This is a genomic window from Nonomuraea harbinensis (genome assembly GCF_019396385.1).
Taxonomy (GTDB): domain Bacteria; phylum Actinomycetota; class Actinomycetes; order Streptosporangiales; family Streptosporangiaceae; genus Nonomuraea; species Nonomuraea ferruginea.
In genome coordinates, this window is sequence record NZ_JAHKRN010000019.1 from 62,439 (window position 1) to 82,876 (window position 20,438).

22 protein-coding genes are annotated in these 20,438 nt (G+C 73.6%); 11 read left to right on the forward strand and 11 right to left on the reverse strand.

Annotated elements, in window-relative coordinates; all coding sequences use genetic code 11:
* Positions 1 to 104 precede the first annotated feature (104 nt).
* The gene (locus KME79_RS20735; protein ID WP_219545833.1) at positions 105 to 1,424 is read left to right on the forward strand and encodes a sensor histidine kinase; all 1,320 of its coding nucleotides are present in this window, start codon (positions 105 to 107) and stop codon (positions 1,422 to 1,424) included.
* Positions 1,421 to 2,383: a response regulator gene (locus KME79_RS46410; RefSeq protein WP_281429443.1), complete on the forward strand. Its 963-nt coding sequence runs from the start codon at positions 1,421 to 1,423 to the stop codon at positions 2,381 to 2,383. The genes KME79_RS20735 and KME79_RS46410 overlap by 4 nt, the downstream gene beginning before the upstream one ends.
* Positions 2,384 to 2,666: 283 nt before the next feature.
* Here the strand turns inward: KME79_RS46410 and KME79_RS20745 are convergent, their stop codons facing one another.
* On the reverse strand, positions 2,667 to 3,020 hold the full coding sequence (locus tag KME79_RS20745; protein WP_219545834.1) for a winged helix-turn-helix transcriptional regulator: 354 nt from the start codon (positions 3,018 to 3,020) through the stop codon (positions 2,667 to 2,669).
* A gap of 77 nt (positions 3,021 to 3,097) precedes the next feature.
* Between KME79_RS20745 and KME79_RS20750 the strand changes: the two genes are divergently transcribed.
* Positions 3,098 to 3,991: an NAD(P)-dependent oxidoreductase gene (locus KME79_RS20750; protein ID WP_219545835.1), complete on the forward strand. Its 894-nt coding sequence runs from the start codon at positions 3,098 to 3,100 to the stop codon at positions 3,989 to 3,991.
* Here KME79_RS20750 and KME79_RS20755 read toward each other — a convergent pair.
* On the reverse strand, positions 3,988 to 4,551 hold the full coding sequence (locus tag KME79_RS20755; RefSeq protein ID WP_219545836.1) for a TetR-like C-terminal domain-containing protein: 564 nt from the start codon (positions 4,549 to 4,551) through the stop codon (positions 3,988 to 3,990). The genes KME79_RS20750 and KME79_RS20755 overlap by 4 nt on opposite strands.
* Complete coding sequence (locus KME79_RS20760; RefSeq protein ID WP_219545837.1) at positions 4,544 to 5,380, reverse strand: alpha/beta fold hydrolase; 837 nt, start codon at positions 5,378 to 5,380, stop codon at positions 4,544 to 4,546. Before KME79_RS20760 ends, KME79_RS20755 begins: the two co-directional genes overlap by 8 nt.
* A 107-nt stretch (positions 5,381 to 5,487) precedes the next feature.
* Here KME79_RS20760 and KME79_RS20765 point away from each other — a divergent pair, with 107 nt between their 5' ends.
* Both KME79_RS20765 and KME79_RS20770 read left to right on the forward strand, forming a co-directional pair.
* Positions 5,488 to 6,051: a GPP34 family phosphoprotein gene (locus tag KME79_RS20765; RefSeq protein ID WP_219545838.1), complete on the forward strand. Its 564-nt coding sequence runs from the start codon at positions 5,488 to 5,490 to the stop codon at positions 6,049 to 6,051.
* 38 nt (positions 6,052 to 6,089) lie between these two features.
* Positions 6,090 to 6,821 (forward strand): TetR/AcrR family transcriptional regulator, encoded by a 732-nt coding sequence (locus tag KME79_RS20770; protein WP_219545839.1) that lies wholly within the window; start codon positions 6,090 to 6,092, stop codon positions 6,819 to 6,821.
* A gap of 4 nt (positions 6,822 to 6,825) precedes the next feature.
* Here the strand turns inward: KME79_RS20770 and KME79_RS20775 are convergent, their stop codons facing one another.
* Both KME79_RS20775 and KME79_RS20780 read right to left on the reverse strand, forming a co-directional pair.
* The gene (locus KME79_RS20775; RefSeq protein WP_219545840.1) at positions 6,826 to 7,722 is read right to left on the reverse strand and encodes an SMP-30/gluconolactonase/LRE family protein; all 897 of its coding nucleotides are present in this window, start codon (positions 7,720 to 7,722) and stop codon (positions 6,826 to 6,828) included.
* Between the two features lie 28 nt (positions 7,723 to 7,750).
* Entirely contained in the window at positions 7,751 to 8,314 is a 564-nt protein-coding gene (locus KME79_RS20780; protein WP_219545841.1) for a TetR/AcrR family transcriptional regulator, read from the reverse strand.
* A 50-nt stretch (positions 8,315 to 8,364) separates the two neighbouring features.
* Here KME79_RS20780 and KME79_RS20785 point away from each other — a divergent pair, with 50 nt between their 5' ends.
* On the forward strand, positions 8,365 to 9,537 hold the full coding sequence (locus tag KME79_RS20785; RefSeq protein ID WP_219545842.1) for an ATP-grasp domain-containing protein: 1,173 nt from the start codon (positions 8,365 to 8,367) through the stop codon (positions 9,535 to 9,537).
* Here KME79_RS20785 and KME79_RS20790 read toward each other — a convergent pair.
* The 3 genes from KME79_RS20790 to KME79_RS20800 form a co-directional block, all read right to left on the reverse strand.
* Positions 9,518 to 10,000 (reverse strand): GNAT family N-acetyltransferase, encoded by a 483-nt coding sequence (locus tag KME79_RS20790; RefSeq protein WP_219545843.1) that lies wholly within the window; start codon positions 9,998 to 10,000, stop codon positions 9,518 to 9,520. The genes KME79_RS20785 and KME79_RS20790 overlap by 20 nt on opposite strands.
* 54 nt (positions 10,001 to 10,054) lie before the next feature.
* On the reverse strand, positions 10,055 to 10,951 hold the full coding sequence (locus tag KME79_RS20795; RefSeq protein WP_148034617.1) for an alpha/beta hydrolase: 897 nt from the start codon (positions 10,949 to 10,951) through the stop codon (positions 10,055 to 10,057).
* Between the two features lie 94 nt (positions 10,952 to 11,045).
* Positions 11,046 to 11,678 carry a TetR/AcrR family transcriptional regulator gene (locus KME79_RS20800; RefSeq protein ID WP_219545844.1) on the reverse strand — a complete coding sequence of 211 codons (633 nt, stop codon included), beginning with the start codon at positions 11,676 to 11,678 and terminating at the stop codon, positions 11,046 to 11,048.
* Positions 11,679 to 11,768: 90 nt separating this feature from the next.
* Here KME79_RS20800 and KME79_RS20805 point away from each other — a divergent pair, with 90 nt between their 5' ends.
* Positions 11,769 to 12,743, forward strand: coding sequence for an aldo/keto reductase (locus KME79_RS20805; RefSeq protein ID WP_219545845.1), 975 nt, complete (start codon positions 11,769 to 11,771; stop codon positions 12,741 to 12,743).
* 7 nt (positions 12,744 to 12,750) lie between these two features.
* On the opposite strand, the gene KME79_RS20810 is transcribed toward KME79_RS20805, so the two are convergent.
* Positions 12,751 to 13,389 (reverse strand): response regulator, encoded by a 639-nt coding sequence (locus tag KME79_RS20810; RefSeq protein ID WP_308248993.1) that lies wholly within the window; start codon positions 13,387 to 13,389, stop codon positions 12,751 to 12,753.
* Between the two features lie 112 nt (positions 13,390 to 13,501).
* The gene (locus KME79_RS46415) at positions 13,502 to 14,884 is read right to left on the reverse strand and encodes a sensor histidine kinase (protein ID WP_219545847.1); all 1,383 of its coding nucleotides are present in this window, start codon (positions 14,882 to 14,884) and stop codon (positions 13,502 to 13,504) included.
* Between the two features lie 354 nt (positions 14,885 to 15,238).
* Here KME79_RS46415 and KME79_RS20820 point away from each other — a divergent pair, with 354 nt between their 5' ends.
* The 4 genes from KME79_RS20820 (at position 15,239) to KME79_RS20835 (ending at position 19,145) form a co-directional block, all read left to right on the forward strand.
* Positions 15,239 to 16,162 (forward strand): ATP-binding cassette domain-containing protein, encoded by a 924-nt coding sequence (locus tag KME79_RS20820; RefSeq protein WP_219545848.1) that lies wholly within the window; start codon positions 15,239 to 15,241, stop codon positions 16,160 to 16,162.
* A complete protein-coding gene (locus KME79_RS20825) occupies positions 16,159 to 17,685 on the forward strand; it encodes a DUF1349 domain-containing protein (protein WP_219545849.1) in 1,527 nt (508 codons plus the stop codon). Before KME79_RS20820 ends, KME79_RS20825 begins: the two co-directional genes overlap by 4 nt.
* On the forward strand, positions 17,682 to 18,443 hold the full coding sequence (locus KME79_RS20830) for an ABC transporter permease (protein WP_219545850.1): 762 nt from the start codon (positions 17,682 to 17,684) through the stop codon (positions 18,441 to 18,443). The genes KME79_RS20825 and KME79_RS20830 overlap by 4 nt, the downstream gene beginning before the upstream one ends.
* A gap of 63 nt (positions 18,444 to 18,506) precedes the next feature.
* Positions 18,507 to 19,145 (forward strand): GNAT family N-acetyltransferase, encoded by a 639-nt coding sequence (locus KME79_RS20835; protein ID WP_219545851.1) that lies wholly within the window; start codon positions 18,507 to 18,509, stop codon positions 19,143 to 19,145.
* Positions 19,146 to 19,160: 15 nt separating this feature from the next.
* On the opposite strand, the gene KME79_RS20840 is transcribed toward KME79_RS20835, so the two are convergent.
* Positions 19,161 to 20,357, reverse strand: coding sequence for a cytochrome P450 (locus KME79_RS20840; RefSeq protein WP_219545852.1), 1,197 nt, complete (start codon positions 20,355 to 20,357; stop codon positions 19,161 to 19,163).
* Positions 20,358 to 20,438: the final 81 nt, after the last annotated feature.

Genomic DNA, 20,438 nt, shown 5'->3' on the forward strand with positions numbered 1-20,438 from the left:
CGATCGGTGATCGCGGGGTCGTCGCGCATGGGAGCAGGGGTTGATTTCCGTTCTCCAACCACGGGTTGATGTGCGGGGCGCGGCCCCCGATTACCTTGGGGGACGTGGCATTTCTCCGCAGCCGGGCGGCCCGCGTCACGGGGCTCGCCCTCGTGGCCCTCTATCTGCTCTGGGGGCCCGTCGCGATCGCGCACTCCAGGGCGACGGCCCAGGAGACGCTGCTCGCGCTGCTCGTCGGCGCCACCACCTGGGGCTGCGCGATCTGGCTGCTCCGCTCCCGCGCCGTCTCCGGCCACAACGTGCCACCGCTCCTGGTCACCGTCGCGGGGGCGGCGGCCATGCAGGCGATCGAGCCCTACACCGGCCTGGGCTTCGCCTTCTTCGCCGCCATCGCCGCGCCGCACAGGGTGCGGCTGCGCGCCGCCGTCCCGCTGACCGCGCTCCTGCTGGCCGCCCTGCCGCTGGTGTCCTACCTGACCGGGTTCGACATGGCGGCGGCGTGGGGGATGACGGCAGGGATGGCCTACACGGTGGTGTTCTCGTTCCTGATCTGGCACGTGTCCACGACCAAGCGGCAGGCGGTCGAGGTGGCCGAGGCCCGCGCGGGCGAGGCGGTGCTGCAGGAGCGCGCCCGCCTGGCCCGCGAGGTCCACGACATCCTGGCCCACGCGCAGTCCGCGCAGATCGTCCATCTGGAAGGTGCCCGCGTCCTGCTCAGGACGGGCGCCGACCCGGCGCTGGCGCTCGACCGGGTGGAGCGGGCCGTCCACCTGGCCAGGGTGGGCCTGGAGGAGACCCGTCGCGCTCTCGACACGCTGCGCGGCAGGGACCTGCCGCTGCCGGAGCGCCTCGAACGCCTCGCCGCCGAGTTCCGCGCGACCACCGGGGCGTCGTGCGTGCTCACCGTCGACGCCGGTGCGGCCGGGCTGTCGGCGGAGGCCAAGCTCGCCGTCGCCCGCACCGCCCAGGAGGCGCTCACCAACGTCCGCAAGCACGCTCCCGGCGCGCCGGCCGAGGTGTCGCTGCGCCTGCTCGGCCGCTGGTGCGAGCTGGAGATCCGCGACGGCGGCGCCCCTGCGGCCCGCCCGCCCGGTCCCGGCCTCTCTGATACGGGAAGCCCTCCGGGCAGCGGTCCTGCCCTGAGCAACGACAGCGCTCAGCAGGGGAACGGCATCGGGCACACGGCTGACCGGCCCCACTCGTCAGGCAGTGGCGGCACATGTTCGTCTGACGACGCCGACATCGGGGGTGTCAGGGATGGGGTTGGTGAAGGAGCCGCGGAGCCGGGCGGGCAGATGGCCGCGGGAAGCGGTGCGGGTTACGGGCTGATCGGCATGCGTGAGCGGGCAGAGCTGATCGGGGGATCGCTGACGGCGGGGGCCGACGACGGAGGGTTCGCGGTGGTGCTGCGGGTGCCGGCATGACGGTGCGCGTGCTCGTGGCCGACGATCAGACCGTCGTGCGCGAAGGATTGGTGCTGCTCCTCGGGCTGCTCCCGGACACCGAGGTGGTGGGCGCCGCCGGTGACGGCGAGGAGGCGGTCAGGCTGGTGGCCGAACTGGCCCCGGACGTCGTGCTGATGGACCTGCGCATGCCTCGCATGGACGGGGTCGCGGCGACGCGGATCATCCGACGGGAGCACCCCCGTACCGAGGTCGTGGTGTTGTCGACGTACTCCGACGACGAGTCTGTCTTCGCGGCTCTGAGGGCCGGGGCCCGGGGTTACCTGACGAAGGACACCGACGCCGAGTCCCTGGCCAGGGCCGTCTCGGTGGTGGCTGAGGGCGAAGCACACTTCGCGCCTCCTGTGCAACGCCGCCTGGCGGAGACCGTGGCGGGCGGTCCCGGGGATGGCGAGGTCCTGAGCCCTGGAGCGGGATCAGGTATCGAGGAGAGGCGGGGGTATGCGGGGCCTGGGAACGCCCACGCGGGTGCGGATGGGCGGGGACTCGGTACGGGCGGGGGTGGTGATGTTGGACGGGGCTCGGGCGTGGGCGGGGGCGCTGGTGTTGGGCGGGGATTCGGCGCGGGCCGGGGCGCTGATGGCGGACGAGGTTTCGACGAAGGCGGGGGCGCTGATGTCGGACAGGGCTTCAGCAGGGGCCGGGACATCAACGGGCGGCGGAGGGGTGCAGCAGGGCGGGGTGACCAGACCGGGCCGGAGAATGTTCAGCCGAGGCGGCCTGACGGGCTGACGCAGCGGGAGGTGGAGGTGCTCGGGCTGATCGCCCAGGGCCGGTCCAATGCGGAGATCGCTGGGCAACTCCACATCTCCGAAGCCACCGTGAAGACCCACATCAACAACCTGTTCGCCAAAACCCGGGTCCGCGACCGCGCCCAAGCCGTCACCTACGCCTTCCGCCAAGGTCTGGCCCCGCCATGAGGACCGGAGTTCAATACCGCTGGTAGGTCAGTGCTCTGGTCCCGCTATGGGGACGGGACATCAGGTGCGGGCGTCGTACTGCTGGTGGGTCGGTGGTCTGGTCCTGCATGGGGACGGGATGTCGGGTGCGGGCGTTGTGCTGGTGGTGGGTCGGTGGTCTGGTCCTGCATGGGGACGGGATATCCGGTGCGGGCGCCGTACCGCTGTCAGGCCAGTGGTCTGGCGATGCCGTGGGACGAGGCGCTTCCGCTCGCGGGTGGCCCGACTGTGAAGCGGGAGGAGTTCAGCGCGGGGACACTTCGCCGGGTTCGTGATGCTCGCTGAGGAGGTGCTTCCGGCCCCAGTCGCCGAGCGGTGCCAGCGCTTCGTTGAGGGAGACGCCGAGCGGGGTGAGGGTGTAGGCGACCCGGCGCACCGCTCCTTCGAAGGCCTCGTCGCGGGAGACGATGCCGTCGTTCTCCAGCTCGCGCAGATGGGTGGTGAGGACTTTCTCGGTGACGCCGGGGATGCCGCGGCGCAGCTCGCCGAACCGGAGCGGGCCTTCGTCCAGGGCCCAGAGGATGAGCACCTTCCACTTGCCGCCGACCACGTCGATGGCCGCGTCGATGCCGCACACGTACGTGTCTCGCCTGGTCATGCACTTACCTTAAGGTAACCACCCACAAAAGAGTGCGTACTTGATCATGGTCCAGGGCGTGCCCGAACCTGGTGGACATGGATACCGGCATCACCTCGAAGACTCCCATCACCCTCCTGGGCCTCGGCGACATGGGGACCGCGCTCGCCCACTCCTGGCTCGCCGCGGGGCATCCGCTGACCGTGTGGAACCGTACCCGGGAGAAGGCCGAACCGCTCGTACGCGGCGGCGCGCGGGCGGCGGACACGGCGGCGGAGGCGGTCGCGTCGGCCGCCGGTCCCGTCGTCCTCTGCCTGCTGGACGACGACTCCGTGGGCGAGACCCTGGACGGCGCCGACCTGAACGGCAAGGACGTCGTCAACCTGACCACCGGCACCCCCGCCCAGGCCTGGCGGCGTGCCCGCTGGGTGAATGAGCGCGGGGCCCGTTTCCTGGACGGCGGGATCATGGCCGTCCCCCCGATGATCGGCCGTCCGGAGACCGGCGGCTACGTGTTCTACAGCGGCGACCGGGAGCTGTTCGACCGCCACCGCGAGGCGCTGGAGGTCCCGGCCGGGGCGGAGTTCGTCGGCGAGGACCCCGGCCACGCGGCGCTGCACGACATCGCCCTGCTCAGCGCGATGACCGGCATGCTCGCGGGCATCACCCACGCCTTCGCCCTGGTGAGCCGGGAGAAGGACCTCGACCTGGCCAGGTTCGCCGGGCTGCTCGCGGAGTGGCTCGGCGCGATGGCGGGCAGCAGCCAGGAGATGGCCGCGCAGCTGGCGAGCGGCGACTACACCGAGGGCGTCACCTCCAACCTCGCCATGATGGCGGCGGGCAACGACTCGCTCCTGGCCACGGCGCGGGACCAGGGCGTGGATCCCCGGCTGCTCGTCCCGTTCATGGAGCTGATGCGCCATCGGGTGGCCCAGGGGCACGGCGACGAGGGCCTGGCGGGTCTGGTGTCCCTGCTTCCGGCGGCTCACTAGGAGCGCGGCGGCTCTCGCCGGAGGCCCGCGATGACCATGTCGATGAGCAGCTCGTAGCTTTCGTCCAGGTCCTCCGGCAGCTGGAAGGCACCGCCGGTCTCCAGCACCGCGAACCCGTGGGCGGCGGCGCGCATGCAGCGCGCGGCGTGGATCGCCTGCGATCCCTCCAGGTCGTACGCGCGCAGCGCGGCCAGCAGGATGTCCACCAGCCGCTCGGCGATCGCGGCGGTGGCGGGCTCCGGGGACTGGAGGATGGCGGCGTAGCGGTGCGGGTTGCGGACCACGTACGCGCGCCAGGCCCGCATGAGCGCCCGCAGCGCGTCGTCGCCCGAGCGGCCGAGCACGGCCGCGTTCCCGTGCTCGGCGAACTCCTCCATGACCTGGCCGGACACCAGCACCCGCAGCTCGGCGAGGTTGCGCACGTGCTTGTAGAGCGACGGCGGCGCCACCCCGGCGCGGGCGGCGACCGCGGCGAGCGTGAGCGCGGCCGGCCCTGACTCGTCCACGATCTCCAGCGCGAGGCCGACCACCGCCTTGGACGAGAGCGCGGCCCTAGCCATCCAGGCGCTCCTTCAGGAAGGTCAGGATGGCCGCGGCGACCTCGTCGGGATACTGCGCGTGCGGGTAGTGGCCCGCGCCCTCGATCATCACGACCTGGCCGATCCCGTCGGGCATCCCGGCGACGACCCCCTCGGCCTCGGCGCGCGGGTCGTTCCAGTCGGGGTCGGCCGTGCCCATGACGACCAGCGCGGGGGAGCGGACGCCGGCCAGCTGGGCGCCGGCGTCCTTGGGCGCGGCCATGCCCATCTTGCTGATCACCGCCATCCGGCCGGGCCTGCTCAGGTCGCGGCCCAGCTCGTCCAGATAAGCGGCGAAGTCGGCGGGCTTGCGGCCCGGGTAGGCGTGGTGCAGGTAGCGCTTCCACAGGCCGAGGCTGCGCAGCGTCCCGGTGGCCATCAGCAGCGACATGCCCTTGCGGTAGGCGGGGTTGCGCACGAGCCCACCCAGGTCCGGCTGCTGCGGGCGGGTGAACGGGGCGATCTCCACCACGGCGCGCACCAGCTCGGGCTCCCGCGCGGCGGCGATGGTGGCCGCCCCGCCGGAGAACGAGTGACCCACGATCACGGCGGGCCCGCCCAGGTGGCGGATCAGGGCCAGGAGGTCGTGCGCGGTGTCGGTGCGCGAGTAGGAGGACCAGCCGAGCGTCGAGTCGCCGTGGCCGCGCAGGTCGGTGACCGCCACCCGGTATCCGGCGGCGGTCAGCCGCGGCGCCAGGAACCGGTAGGCGGCGCGGTCGTTGCCCATGCCGGGCGCCAGCACGACGAGCGGGCCCTCCCCGGACACCTCGTATCCGAGCCGCCCGCCTTCCAGTTCCAGTGTCTCTGCCATGGTCCCGCCTCCAGCTACGATGTATAGCTTGAAAGCTAATGTCATTAGCCAGCGATGTCAAGGATCCGGGTCTGTCTCGGCCGCCCGGCCCGGCGTAGGCTACGGGCATGTCGCGGCTGGCGATGGCGGACGAGCTGCTGATCCTGGCCCTGTGCGCGTCCTCCGACGGATGGGTCATCGGTCGCGACGGCAAGGTCAGGCTGCCGCCGCACCTCGACCTCGGGCTGGCGGCGGCCGAGCTCGCCCGGCACGGCCCGCAGCCGGGACTGCCGCAGCGGATCGTCAGCGTCGCGGCGGGCCGCCCTCACCTGCGGCGCATCGCGGCGCTGCGCGAGCAGGGCAGGGTCGTCGTCTGCGAGCGGCCGGCGCGCGGGCTCTTCCACGACCGGACGGTGACGCGGCTGTCGGCGCCCGAGTACGGAGCCGAGTACGCGATCGTCGACCGGCTGCTCACCGCCCTGCGCGGCCTGCCCGCGCACCACGACACGGTGGCCCTGCTGGCCATCATGCGCGCCTGCGACCTGCACCGCCGGTGGTTCCGCGACCTGCCCAGGCGGGAGCGGGCACGCAAGATCGACGGGCTCACCAGGGACCACTGGCTGCGGGTGGCCGTCGAGTCGGCGATCGTCGCCGAGCTCGCCTGGCCCGCCGCCGCCAACGGCACGCTCTAGCGGCTCTCCGCTGATCAGCCGCGGCTAAGCTGGTCGCCATGGAACTGCCGCCGGTGGTGGCGCGGATGTGGGGGCGCGAGCCGGTGCCGCGCCGCGGCCCGAAACCGCGGCTCGACCTGGCGCGCATCGTGGCCGCCTGCATCGAGATCGCCGACGCCGAAGGGCTGGGCGGCGTCTCCATGGCCACCGTCGCCTCGCGCGTCGGCGTGGCCACCATGGCGCTCTACCGCTACGTCGGCAGCAAGGCCGAGCTGCTGACGATCATGGCCGACAGCGCCGCGCCCGACCCTCCCGAGCGTGACGGCCTGCCCTGGCGCGACTACCTCGGTCTGTGGGCCCGTGCCAACCGCGACTTCCTGCTGGCCCGGCCCTGGCTGCTCTCCGTCGACCGGTCCGTCCCGCCCGCCGGCCCGCGCGCCATGCTCTGGCTGGACCGGGCGCTGGCCGCGCTCGGCGACGCCGGGCTGGACGCGGGGGAGCGGGTCCGCGCCGCCACCACGCTCTCCGGGTATGCGGCCTCCGACGCCATGCTCACGTACGCGATGCGCGCCCCCGCCCCGGCCGGCTACGACGGCCTCTCCGGGGCCGCAGACTACGGCCAGATGCTGGACGCGCTGCTCGACCCCGCGGCCTACCCGGCGCTGTCGGCGGCGGTGCGAGAGGGCGCGTTCCGCGGGGCGGAGGGCTGGACGGACGACGCCGACTTCACCTTCGGCCTGGACCTGCTGCTCGACGGCGTCGAGGCGCTCGTCGCCCGTCGCGCCCGCTGACCTGTCAGTGTCCCGGCCAGCCCGCCCGCGGGGCCGGGGCGTCGACGGCCAGCACCTGGCCGGTGCGCGGGCCGCCGAACGGGTCGGCCGGGTTCCACTCGGCGGCCACGACATACAGCGTCCGCCCGTCCGGGCCGCCCAGCATGCACGCGAACGGGCCCCGGTCCAGCTCGACCCGCTCCAGCACCTCGCCGCCCTCGCGCACCCGCACCACCTCGTTGCCTCCGGTCGAGGTCCACACCGCGCCTTCCGCGTCCATGCAGATCCCGTCGGGGCCCAGCCCGGCGGCCCAGGTGCGGCGGTTCGACAGGCTCCCGTCGGACGCGACGTCGAACGCCGTGAGCGTGCCGGTGAACGACTCGGCGATGATCAGCGTACGGCCGTCCGGTGAGACGACCATGCCGTTGGGGAACGCGATGTCGCCGGCCACCTGCCGGGCCCGCCCGTCGGGGGTGATCAGCGCGATGTAGCCGGGCACGAAGTCCGGTCGCTCGTGCAGCGGCGTGTCCATGCCGTCGGCCATGGCCTTCTCCAGGAAGGCGAGGAAGTCGAAGTCGGCGCCGTTGACGTAGACGTTGCCGCGGCCGTCGACCACGATCTCGTTGAAGCCCGAGGGCAGGCCGCTGAGGTCGGCGTGCGGGACCAGCGAGCCGTCGGCCTCCCGGCGCAGCAGCCGGCCCCGGTCGGTGTTCTTGGGCACGATCAGCATCCGGCCGTCGGGCAGCCAGTCGATCGAGTGGGCGCCGACCCCGGGCTCGGAGAACACGACCTCGGCCCGGCCGTCCGGGCTCAGGGCGATCACCTCGTCGTCCCCCCAGTTGCAGAACCAGAGCCGGCCGTCGTGCCAGCGCGGCGACTCGCCGATGCCCAGGCCGTCCATCAGGATGCGCGGTGCCGTCATGGTCTCGTCCCTCTCGTGGTCGTGGGTCTCACTCCCTACACGAACGGCTCCCGCCCGGATCGACACACGCGCCGATGACGTCCAGGAGAATCTCGAAATCGGCGTCCCGCACCTCCCGCGCGTGGTGGCCGAACCGGCCGGCGGCCTCACTGGCGGCGTACCCGAGCACGGCGGTGCTGATCAGCCGTTCGGCGCGGGCGGCCCGCTCGTCGTCGAGCCCGGCTTCGCGCAGCGCCGCGAGCACGCCGTCGCGCACCCGCCGTGCCTGGTCCGTCTCGGCGGGCCGCCGCAGCAGCAACGGGAACACCGCCGGATGGCGGCCCGCCGAGGCCCTGACCGCGGTGGCCGTCAGAGCCAGCCGCTCGCGCCACGGCAGGCCGGGGTCCGGCGGCGGGAACTCGGTCAGCAGCGCCTCCACCAGCCCGTCGAGCAGGTCGTCCTTGCTTCGTACGTGCCGGTAGAGGGCCATCGCGGTGACGCCGAGCCGGGCGGCGACGGCCTGCATGGTCACCGCGTCGAGGCCGTGCTCGTCGGCGACCTCCAGCGCGGCGGCCAGGACGGCGGGACGACTGATCTGCGCGGGTCTGCCCATGGCGTAAGTATATGACGTACGCTTACCTCATACACAAACGGGAGGCGGCCATGCGGATCCTGCTGTCGGACGGGTCGGGCGTCACCTCGCGGCAGTGCGCCACCGTGCTGTCGCGGGCGGGGCACCACGTCGAGGCGCTCTCGCCTGATCCGCGCTGCCTGTGCGCGTTCACCCGGCATGTCCGCCGCGTGCACCGGGTGCCCTCCTACGGCGCCGACCCGTACGGCTGGCTGGCGGCCGCCACCGGCGTCTACCGGCGGGGCGGGTTCGACGTGCTGCTGCCGACGCAGGAACAGGTCGCGGTGCTCTCGCGGGAAGGCGGAGCCGGCACCGCCACCGCCGTGCCGCCCTTCACGGCGCTCGCCGCGGTGCAGGACAAGGTGTCCGCGCACGCCACGCTGGCCCGGTTCGGGCTGCCGCAGCCGGCGTCCGCCGTCGTACGCGACCTGGCCGGGTGGGACGGCTATCCCGCGTACGTGAAACGGCCGATCGGCACCGCCGGCAGCGGCGTGCGGCGGCTCGCCGGGCCGGGGGAGCCGCTCGGCCCCTCGTGGGACGGCGAGCCGGAGCTGCTGGTGCAACGTGAGGTCCAAGGGCCGCTGGCCATGGTGCAGTCGGTGTTCGACACCGGGGCGCTCGTGGCCTTCCACGCCTGCCTGCGGGTGCGGGAGGGCGCCAGGGGCGGCGCCGGGCACAAGCGCGGGGTGGCGCTGCCGGAGGTGCGCGAGCACCTGCGGGCCCTGGGCGAAGGGCTCGGCTGGCACGGCGCGCTGTCGGCGGACGTGGTGCTGGGCGCGGACGGGCCGGCGTTCATCGACGTCAACCCGCGCCTGGTCGAGCCGGTCAACGCCCTGCTGTCGGGGGTCGACCTGATCACGCCCCTGCTCGACCTGGCGCTGGGGCGGGCGGCCCGGCCGCAGCCCGCCGCGGTGCCGGGCGTGCGGACGCACCAGCTGCTGCTCGCCGTCCTGGGCGCGGCCTCGCGCGGCCGCGCCGCGGTGCTGGCCGAGCTGGCGGGCGCCGTGCTCCGCCGCGGTCCCTACGAGGGAGGCACGGAGGAGCTCACGCCGGGCTTCGACCCGCGCGCCATGGCCCTGGTGGCCGCCGCGGCCGGGGCCACGCTGGTGCGCCCGGCAGCCTGGCGGTGGTTCGCCTCGGGCAGCGTGACCGCGTACGCCCTCGAACCTGAGGGCTGGCGGCTCATCACGGGCGCGGCTCCGTGAACCGCAGCCGCATGGCCGGGTCGTGGGTGCGTACGAAGCCCAGCGAGGCGTAGAGCGGCTCGCCCTCCGCGGAGCTGCGCAGGTCGACCGTGGCGATGCCGCGCTCGCGATACCACTCGACCAGGGCGGTCACGCAGGCCCGAGAGTAGCCGCGCCGCCGGTGCTCCGGGTGGGTGGCGACGTTGAAGACGTAGCCGACCAGGCCCTCGGGGGCGCCCGGCCCGCCGAGCCGCTCCTCGACCGTGCCGGTCGCGCACGCGGCCAGCCCGCCGCCCGGCGCGTCCACCACGAAGGCGAGCATCCGCGGGTCCGGCTCGTCCAGCCGCGCCCGCAGCCTCCGCTCGGCCGCCTCGCGCCACCCGTCGTCCGCCGGCTCGCGGCCGGTCATGCTCGCCAGCATCACCGCTCGCAGTCGTACCAGCTCCGCGGCGTCCGCCGCCGTCGCCTTGCGCGCTCTGACCATCCCCCCGACGTTAGCGAGGCCGCTCGCCGCCGGGCAACGGGCTTTACAGGCGGCTCACCCGGCCAGGGCGCGGCGCAGGGCGGCGCCGAGTTCGGCGATCTGCCGCTGTGACACCTCGGCCGACAGGATGGCCTGCGAGCCGTGGAAGGTGCCGGACCACTGGTGCAGCTCGACCGACACGCCGGCCTGGAGCAGGCGCAGCGCGTACTCGATGTCCTCGTCGCGGTTCGGGTCGAGCTCCGCCGTGGCGATGTAGGCCGGCGGCAGGCCGGACAGGTCGGTGGCCCGCGCCGGTGCGGCGTACGGGGTGGCGGGCGCGGAGCCCAGGTAGTGTCCCCAGGCCGCGGTGACCTTGGCGCGGTTCATCCAGGGCGTGTCGGTGAAGTTCCGCGCCGACCACGTCTGCTGCCGGTCGTCGAGGCCGGGCTGGTTGAGCAGCTGGAAGCGGATCGGCGGCCCCTGCTGGTCACGCGAGCGCAGCGCCATCGCCGCCGCGAGCCCCGCCCCGGCGCTGTGACCGCCGACCGCGATCCTGGCCGGGTCGAGGCCCAGCTCGGCGGCGTGCTCGGACGCCCAGGCCAGCACCGCGTAGCCGTCGTCCAGGGCCGCGGGGAAGGGGTTCTCGGGGGCCAGGCGGTAGCCCACCGAGATCACCGTCGTGCCGGAGACGTCCGCGAGCCTGGCCGCCCACGGGTGCTCGGTGTCCACGTCGCCCATGACGAAGCCGCCGCCGTGCAGCCAGATGATCGCGCCCTGCGCCCCGTGCGGGCGGTAGAGCCGTACGGGCACGCCGGGGTCGGCGGGCACCGTGTGGTCCTCGACGTCCATGTTCGAGGTGTCGGGCGCCGGGACCGAGGTGGCGAGTTCGGCGAAGCTCTTGCGCTCGACGACCGGGTCGGTCAGGTCGGCGCGGGGGAACAGCGGGATGAACGCTTCGAGTTCGGGATCCATGCCAGCCATACTCGCGTCCCCACCGCCGGGGATCAGCCGCCGACCGTCGGGCATCGTGACCGGATCGTGCGCCGATCGGCGCGGCCCGCCCGGGTCAGGGCTGTCCGGCGGCGCGGCGCGCCAGGTAGCCGGCGATGTGGTCACGGGCCGCCGTCCTGGCGCGCGCGGCGTGCGCGTCGGCGTCGCGGGGCAGGCGGCCGCCCTTCGTTAGCAGGGTCGCGTAGCCGTGCGCCGTCGACAGGTGCACGTACACGAAGTCCAGGAGCTCGGCCCACGGGGTGTCGGCGGGCAGCACGTCCGCGGCCAGCCGGGTCAGCGTGTCGGTGAGCCGGCGGCTCTGCTCGTGGACGGTCTGGCAGTGCTCGGCGGCGAAGTCGTGGGTATAGACGAGTTCGACGCCGGCGCGATGGTCCAGCGCGTAGCGGGTATAGGCGCTCGCGGTGGCGGCGAGCCGGTCGGCCGGGTCGGGCCCGGCACGCTCGGCCGCCTCGGCGAGCAGGTCGGTGATCTCGCCGATGACGGCGGCCGCGCAGGCGGCGAGCAGCGCCTCCCGGTCGGGGAAGTGGCGGTAGGGCGCGGCCGACGACACGCCCGCCCGCACCGCGACCTTGGCCACGGAGAAGCCCGCGACCCCGGTCTCGGCCAGGAGCGCGATGCCTTCGCGGACCAGGCCGGCGCGCAGGTCGCCGTGATGGTAGCGGCGGCGCGGCGTCGTGGGACTGCTCACGGTGGACGATCCTCCCTTTCCGGATGTTAGAGTACTCTCACATTCTGATGTTAGAGTGCTCTTACATTCACCCACGGGAAGGTGAGCATCATGCGGCAGCGGAGCCTCGGACGGCAGGGACTGACGGTCTCGGCGATCGGATACGGAGCGATGGGCGTCTCCTTCGCCTACGGCCCTTCGGACAAGAAAGAGGGCGAGGCCACCATCCGCCGCGCCCACGAGCTGGGCGTGACGTTCTTCGACACCGCCGAGCTCTACGGCCAGGGCGAGAACGAGCGGATCGTCGGCGCGGCGCTCGCGCCGGTGCGCGACGAGGTGGTCATCGCGACCAAGTTCGGCTTCGACTTCACCGGTACGAGAGAGGGCGGCGTCGACAGCAGGCCCGAGCACATCCGCGAGGTCGTCGACAACAGCCTGCGCTACCTCGGCGTCGACGTCATCGACGTGCTCTACCAGCACCGCGTCGACCCGAACGTGCCGATCGAGGACGTGGCGGGCACCGTCAAGGAGTTGGTCGACGCCGGCAAGGTCCGCTACTTCGGGCTGAGCGAGGCCGGGGCCGGCACCATCCGCCGGGCGCACGCCGTCCAGCCCGTCTCGGTCCTGCAGACGGAATACTCCCTGTTCGAGCGGGAGGTGGAGGCGCTCTTCCCGGTCCTGCGCGAGCTCGGCATCGGGTTCGTCGCCTACTCGCCGCTCGGCCGCGGCTTCCTCACCGGCCAGGCCAAGCCCGGCGCCGAGTACGACGAGAGCGACATGCGCAGCTGGGACGCCCGCTTCCAGCCGGGCAACTACGAGAAGAACCTGGAGGCCACCCGGCTGCTCGGCGAGCTGGCCGCGGGCAAGGGGGCCACCGTGGCCCAGCTCGCCCTGGCCTGGCTCCTCGCCCAGGGCGACGACATCGTGCCCATCCCCGGCACCCGCAGCCCCGAGCGGCTGGCGGAGAACGTCGCCGCCGCCGACCTCGTCCTCGACGACGCCGACCTTACGCGGATCGCCGAGATCCTGCCGACCGGCGGCTACGGCGCCCGTTACCCGCAGGGCATGCTCCCCGTCTGGGAGTGACCTCGGATCACCGGCGGGTGCGCGGCACCACCAGGCCCGACTCGTACGCGGCCACCACGGCCTGCGTACGGTCGCGTAGCCCGAGCTTGGCCAGCACCCGGCTGACGTGCGTCTTCACCGTCTCCTCGGTGACCATGAGCCGGGCGGCGATCTCCGGGTTCGACAGCCCTTCGGCGAGCAGGCGCAGCACCTGGGTCTCGCGCGGGGTGAGCGCGGCGATCGGCACCGCCTCCGTCTCCGGCCGCAGCCGGGCGAACTCGCTGATCAGCCGCCTGGTCACGGCCGGGGCCAGCAGCGCGTCCCCGGCGGCGACCACCCGTACGGCGTCGAACAGCCGCTCGGCGGTGACGTCCTTGAGCAGGAACCCGCTGGCCCCGGCCCGCAACGCGTCGTAGACGTACTCGTCCAGGTCGAACGTCGTCAGGATGAGCACCCGCGGGCCCGAGCCGGCCAGCCGTCTGGTGGCCTCGATGCCGTCCATGCGCGGCATGCGCACGTCCATGAGCACCACGTCCGGCCGGACCTCGCCGCACACCCGCACCGCCTCCGCGCCGTCGGCGGCGGTGCCGGCCACCTCGAAGTCCGGCTGCGTGTCGAGCAACTCCCCGAACCCGGTACGCACCACGAGGTGATCGTCGGCCACCACGATCCGAACCCGCCCGCCACCTCTCCCAGCCTGGGGTGCTGGTCCGGGGGCGTGTTCGCCGCTCACGTCGTACTTTCCGGTCGGCGGCGTTTCACCGGGAACGCGGTCGCCTTCATGCCGTCGCCTCTCGTGGTAGGTGGGCTTCCACCAGGAATCCGCCGCCCTCGGCGGGGCCGGCTCGGAGGTCGCCTCCGGCGGCGGTGGCGCGCTCGCGCATGCCGGCCAGGCCGAAACCACCGTCCGGGTCGGTGGGGAGCGTGCCGCCGTTGTCGCGGATGAGAAGGAGGAGGCCGTCGCCGTCGTAGCGCAGTTCCACGTCGACCGCGGCGCCGGGGGCGTGACGGCGGGCGTTGGTGAGGGCCTCCTGCACGATGCGGTACGCGGCCAGTTCGACGCCCGGGTCCAGCGGGACCGGCGTGCCGCTGAGTATGAGCCTCGTGGTGGACCCGGAAGCGTCCCTCGACTCGTCGACCAGCTCGATCAGCTCCTCCAGCGTCAGCCCCGGCTGCGGGCGGCGCTCCACCTCGGTGTCCTCACGCAGCACGCCGAGCAGCCGTCGCATCTCGGTCAGCGCGGCACGGGCCGTGTCGCCGATGGCGGACAGCCGTTCGGCGCCGGCGGCGGGCATCCCGGGGACGGCCAGCCTTGCCGACTCCGCTTGCACGGCGACCATGGAAACATGGTGGGCCACCACGTCGTGCAGCTCACGGGCGATGCGGGCGCGCTCGCCGCGGGCTGTGTGCTCCAGCAGGGTCCCGGCGATCTCCTGACGTGCCGCGCTCCCGGCCGCGGCGTCCACGTGCGCCCGCCGCGCCGTCCCCGCCAGCGCCGCCGCAGGAGCGAGCGACCCCAGCACCAACACCAACCCCGCCGCCCCTCCAGCGGAGTCCGCCGCTCCCGTGAAGTGCGGCGCTTCCGCGGAGTGCGGCGCTTCCGCGGAGTGCGGCGCGTCCGCGGAGTGCGGCGCTCCCGTGGAGGTCGGCCCGATTGACGGCGCGGGCCTTTCGTGTGGTGTCAGTTCTGCAGTGGATGCGGGCTCTCCTGATGGTGAAAGCCCTGGGGTCGGGGGCTGCGACGGTGCTGGGGTCGAGATCTGTGCCGGGACTCGTACGTCGGTCGCGGTCAGGGCAGGGAACAGGGCCAGCAGGGGAAAGGGGGCCGCGAGCAGTACGGCGAGCCGCCAGGAGCCGTGCCGCCCGAGCCGGTACCCGCAGGCGAGCTGGGCCGCCGCCCCCGCGACGGTCAGGGTCTGGAACGCCGTCAGGGACAGCAGCACCGACACGGTCACCACGGCGGCGGCCACGGCCGGTTGCCCGGGCAGCAGAGCCGGCGGGGCCGTGGTCGCCAGTCCCACCAGGAAGAGCATCGCCAGGGTGAGCGGCCGGGCTCCCTCCGCCCGCAGGGCGATCTCGCCGACCGCCAGCACCGCCGCCGACACCCCCGCCACCACGGGCGCGTGCCCCATGACCCATCGCCCGTACGTTCCTCCACCCACGACGGCCATTCTCTCGGCTCACCAGAAAGCTGACATCCCTCGTACGAGGGACGAAGACGGCGTACGGCGGGACAGAACCTTCAGCCCGCACGGAGGAGAAGGGTGGGTGCGAGCCGGGGAATCCCCGCATGAGAGATCCACGACCGTCCGCCTCGCGGGGAAGTGAACGCGGGCGCGGCTCCCTCCGGTGCCCGAAAACGTCGAGGCGCCGGAATCCCTCGTGTGGGGAACGTCGGCGCCCGGAAACGCCGGAGTCCCCCGTATGAGGGAGGCAGGGTCGCTGGAGGCAGGGAGGGAGAGGATCGCTCGGCGGCGTGACGACCCGGGGTGCCGCCGCTGCCTAGGCTGCGCGGCATGGAAGCGACGATCGAGGTAACCGGGCTGCGCAAGCGGTTCGGACGGACCGTGGCGCTGGACGGGATGACGTTCAGGGTGCCGCCGGGCCGGGTCACCGGGTTCGTGGGGCCGAACGGCGCGGGCAAGTCCACCACGATGCGGGTGATCCTCGGCCTGGACGCCCCCGACGAGGGCCGGGCGCTGGTCGGGGGCGTGCCGTACCGGAGTCTGGAGGAGCCGCTCACCCGCGTGGGCGCGCTGCTGGACGCGGGCGCGTTGCAGCCGAGCCGGACGGGCCGCGACCACCTGCTGTGGCTGGCCCACTCCCAGGGGCTCGGGGCGGCGCGGGTGGACGAGGTGATCGGCCTGGTGGGGCTGGGCGGGACGGCGCGCAGGCGGGCGGGCGGCTACTCGCTGGGCATGCGGCAGCGGCTCGGGATCGCCGCCGCGCTGCTCGGCGACCCGCCGGTGCTCATGCTGGACGAGCCGTTCAACGGCCTGGACCCGGACGGCATCGTGTGGATCCGCGGCCTGCTGCGGTCACTGGCCGCCGAGGGCCGGGCGGTGCTGGTGTCCAGCCATCTGATGAGCGAGCTGGAGGGCACCGCCGGTCAGCTCGTCGTGGCCGGGCGGGGCCGGGTGGTGGCCGACATGGGCGTGGCCGAGCTGATCGAGGCGGCCTCCCACGACCGGGTGACCATCCGCACCACGGCCCGCTCCCGTGCGATGGAGACCCTGGCGGGGGCGGGCGCCACGGTCGCCGTCACGGGCGGCGACACCGTCACCGCGTCGGGGCCGCCCGCCGAGCGGGTGGTGGAGCTGCTGACCGGAGGCGGGGTGCCGTTCTCGGAGGTGACGGCCCACCGGGCCACGCTGGAGGAGGCGTACATGGAGCTGACCAGGGACGCCGTCGAGTTCCGCGCGGACGGGGCGGGCCGATGAGCCCGGCGGCCGGGTTCGCACGGACGCTGCGCGCGGAGTGGACGAAGTTCCGCACGGTCCGCGGCTGGGTGCTCGGCACGGTGGTCGCGGCGCTGCTCGTCCCGCTGCTCGCAGCGGTCTCCGCGGCGGGCAGCCACGCCTCGTGTGACAGGAACGGGGTCGAGACCGCCTGTCCCGAGCCGCCGCTGGGCCCTGACGGCCGCGCTGTGCATGACAAGTTCTTCTTCGTGCACCGGACGCTGGACGGCGACGGCTCCATCACCGTGCGGCTGACGTCGATGTCCGGCATCATCACCTACCCGCCGCCGGACCACGACGAGATCGTGCCGGGCCTGGTGCCGTGGGCGAAGGCCGGAGTGATCGTCAAGGCGAGCATGGAGCCGGGCTCGTCCTACGCGGCGGTCATGGCCACCGGCGAGCACGGCGTGCGGATGCAGCACGACTACACCGGGGACGTGGCGGGCCGGCCCGGCGGGGCGCCGCGCTGGCTGCGGCTGACCCGCGCGGGAGAAACCCTCACCGGGTACGAGTCCGCCGACGGACGGCAGTGGGCCGAGGTCGCCGCCGTCCGCCTGCCGGATCTGCCCGCCGAGGTGGAGATCGGCATGTTCGCCGCCTCGCCGGGTGACCTGACCGTGAAGCAGGCCGATCTGGGCGGGCTGATCGAGCAGATGCGGTTCACCGAGACCACCGCCGTGTTCGACCAGGTGAAGGTCGAGGGCGCGGCGCCCGGGGCGTGGCGGCACACCGACGTGAGCCCCACGCCCGGCACGAACCCCGGGGAGGTCCACCACCCGGGCAGCGCCGTGGAGTCGGGCGGCACGTTCACCGTGGTCGGGAGCGGCGACATCGCGCCGGTCGGCACCGACGGCGGCATGGCGGTGGAGCTGACGCTGACCGGGATACTGTTCGCGCTGGTGGTGGTGGTCGTCGTGGCGGTGCTGTTCGTGACCGCCGAGTACCGGCGCGGGCTCGTCCGCGTCACCCTGGCGGCCTCGCCGCGCCGGGGCCGGGTGCTCGCGGCCAAGGCCCTGGTGATCGGCGGGGTCGTGTTCGCCGCCGGGCTGGCCGCGAGCGCGGTCGCGATGCCGGTCGGCAAGCATCTGCTGCGGGGCAACGGCAACCACGTGCTGCCGGTGCCCGCGCTCACCGAGGTGCGGGTGATCGCGGGGGTGGCCGCGCTGCTGGCCGTGTCCGCCGTGCTGGCGCTGGCGCTCGGGACGCTGTTCAGGCGCAGCGCGGCGGCGGTCGTCACCGCGCTGGCGCTGATCCTGCTGCCGCACGTGCTGGCCACCGCCTCCGTGCTGCCCGTCGAGCTGTCGCTGTGGCTGCTGCGGATCACGCCCGCCGCCGCGTTCGCCGTCCAGCAGAGCATTCCCGAGTATCCGCAGGTGGTCGACTTCTACGTGCCGCAGGGCGGCTACTACCCGCTGCCGCCGTGGGCCGGGCTGGGCGTGCTGTGCTGCTACGCCGCGCTCGCGCTCGCCCTGGCCGTGGTGAGGCTGAACAGGAGGGACGCGTGAACCGGGCGCTGCACGCCGAGTGGACCAAGCTGCGCACCGTGGCGGGGACCGGCCCGCTGCTGCTGCTCGCCGTCGTGCTGACCGTGGCCATGGGCGCCGCCCTGGCCGCCACGCTGACCTGCCCCTGGGGACGGTGCGCGCAGGACTCCGTCAAGCTCACGTTCAGCGGACTCCCGGTGAGCCAGGCATGCGTCGCCCTGCTGGCGGTGCTGGCCGTCGGCGGCGAGTACGGCACCGGCATGATCGGCACCACCCTGACGGCGATACCGCGCCGCGGGCGGGTGCTGGCGGCCAAGGCGGCCGTCGTCGCCGGGCTGACCGCGGTCGCGGGGACCGTCGCCGTCCTCGCGTCGGCGCTGGCCGGGCGGCTCATCCTGCCCGGCCGCGGCTACCCGGCACTGTCGCTGGCCGACGGGCCGACGCTGCGCGCGGCCGCCGGCTCGGTGCTCTACCTCGCGCTGGTCGCGCTGCTCGGCGTGGGGATCGCGATGGCCGTACGCGATCCGGCGGCGTCGATCGCGGCCGTGCTCGGGCTGCTCTACCTGTTCCCGCTGCTGGCGCACATGGTGTCGGATCCGGGCTGGCACCGGGTCCTGTGGAGCCTGGCGCCGATGAACGCCGGCCTCGCCGTGCAGACCACCGTGAACGTGGCGAGCCTGCCGATCCCGCCCTGGGCGGGTCTCGGCGTGCTCGCGGCCTGGTCGGCGGCGGCGCTGCTGGCCGGCGGGCTGCTGCTGCGGGCCCGAGACGCGTCGTGATCCGCGTCGTCGACCGGCGCCATCGATTACTCTGTACGACATACACAGTTTTGAGGAGTGCCGATGGAGATCCGGACGTTCAGGGAAGACGATCGAGCCGAGCTGCGCGAGCTGTTCGCGCGCGCGGGGGAGGGGTCGCCCACCGGCTCGCTGTGGGGGCACGTGGAGTCCGAGCGTGACATCTACCTGGAGCCCTACATGGACCAGGAGCCGGACTCGCTGTTCCTCGCCGCCGACCGGGGCGTCCTCGTCGGCTACCTGACCGGTTGCCTGGACGGCGCGACGTTCCCCGGCGAGAGCGAGCGGATGACGCGGGCGATCAGAAGGCACCGGCTCTACCTGCGGCGCGGCCCGGCGGCCTTCTTCGCCCACGCCATGCTCGACGCGGCGGGGGCGGCGATCCGCCGGCAGCCGGGCCCCGGCGACTTCGAGGACCCGCGCTGGCCCTCCCACCTGCACATCAACGTCGCCCCTGAAGCCCGCGGCACCGGCGCCGCCCAGGGGCTCATGGAGTCGTGGCAGCGGCGGCTCAAGGAGGCGGGATCGCCGGGCTGCCACCTGCAGACGCTGGTGGAGAACACCCGGGCGGTGCGGTTCTTCGAACGGGCCGGTTTCACCGCGCACGGCCCCGCGCCCCTGGTGCCGGGCCTGCGCCACCAGGGCGGGCGCGTCCACCAGCGGACGATGGTGTGGAGCCCCTGACGCGCGCCTCGCGGGTCACACGTCCCAGGCGACCGGCAGGCTCTTCAGCCCGTAGATGTCCGCGGTCTCCGGGCGCAGCCCGACCTCCTCCGGCGGCACGGCCAGGCGCAGCGTGGGGAAGCGGGTGACCAGCGCGGGGAAGGCGACCCGCATCTCGACGCGGGCCAGCTGCTGACCCAGGCACTGGTGGATGCCGTGGCCGAACGCCAGATGCCCGGGGGCCTCCCGCCCCAGGTCCAGCACGTGGGGGTCGGCGAAGCGCTCGGGGTCGCGGTTGGCGGTGTTGTACGACAGGATGACCGTCGTCCCGGCCTCGATGGTCCGGCCGCCCAGCTCGACGTCCTCCAGCGCCGTCCGCATGAACGTCTTGGCGACGCTCAGATACCGCAGCAGCTCCTCCACGGCCCGGTCGGTGAGCGCGGGGTCGGCGCGGAGCGCGGCCAGCTGCGCCGGGTTGCGCAGCAGCGCGAAGGTGCCCAGCGCCAGCATGTTCGCGGTGGTGTCGAGCCCGGCCGCGAGCAGGATGAGAGCGATGCCCCGCAGCTCCTCGTCGGTCAGGTCGCCGTCGGTGAGGTCGCTGAGCACGTCGTCAGTCGGGTTCGCGCGCTTGGCGGCCACCAGCTCCCCGAGATAGCGCTGGGTCGCCGTGTAGGCGGCGAGCATGTCCTCGTCGCTCGTCTCCCCGCTGAGGAACGAGTCGACCTGCTCCTGGAAGGAGCCCCGGTCCTCGTACGGCACGCCCAGCAGCTCGCAGATGACGATGGTGGGGATGGGCTTGGCGAACGCGGTCACCAGGTTCACCGGCGGCCCGGCCTTCTCCATGGCGTCCAGGTGGTCGGCGGTGATCTGCTCGACGCGCTCGGTGAGCTGCCGCATGCGCCGCACGGTGAACTTGCCCACCAGCGGTTTCCGGTAGCGCCCGTGCTGCGGCTCGTCCATGAGGAGGAACTCGCCGGGCGGCGCGGGAGGGATCTCCATGCCGCTGACGTCGATGGACGGGTGGAGCATGAGCTCCTTGCGTGAGCTGAACCGCGCGTCGGCCAGGACCGACCTGACCAGGTCGTATCCGGTGATCAGCCAGCCGGGCCTGCCCCCGGGGAAGGTGTAGCGGCTGATCGGGCCGTGCTCGCGGGCCTGGATCAGCTCGCCGGGCGGGTCGAAGGGACATCCGGGCCGGCGCGCGGTCGGCATCGTGGCGACGGTGTGTTCCATGGTCATCCGCCTTGGTGTCGTTGTCGAACGGTCATCGCGTCCAACCTTCGCCTGCGCCTCTGACACCGGGCCGTCGCCGTG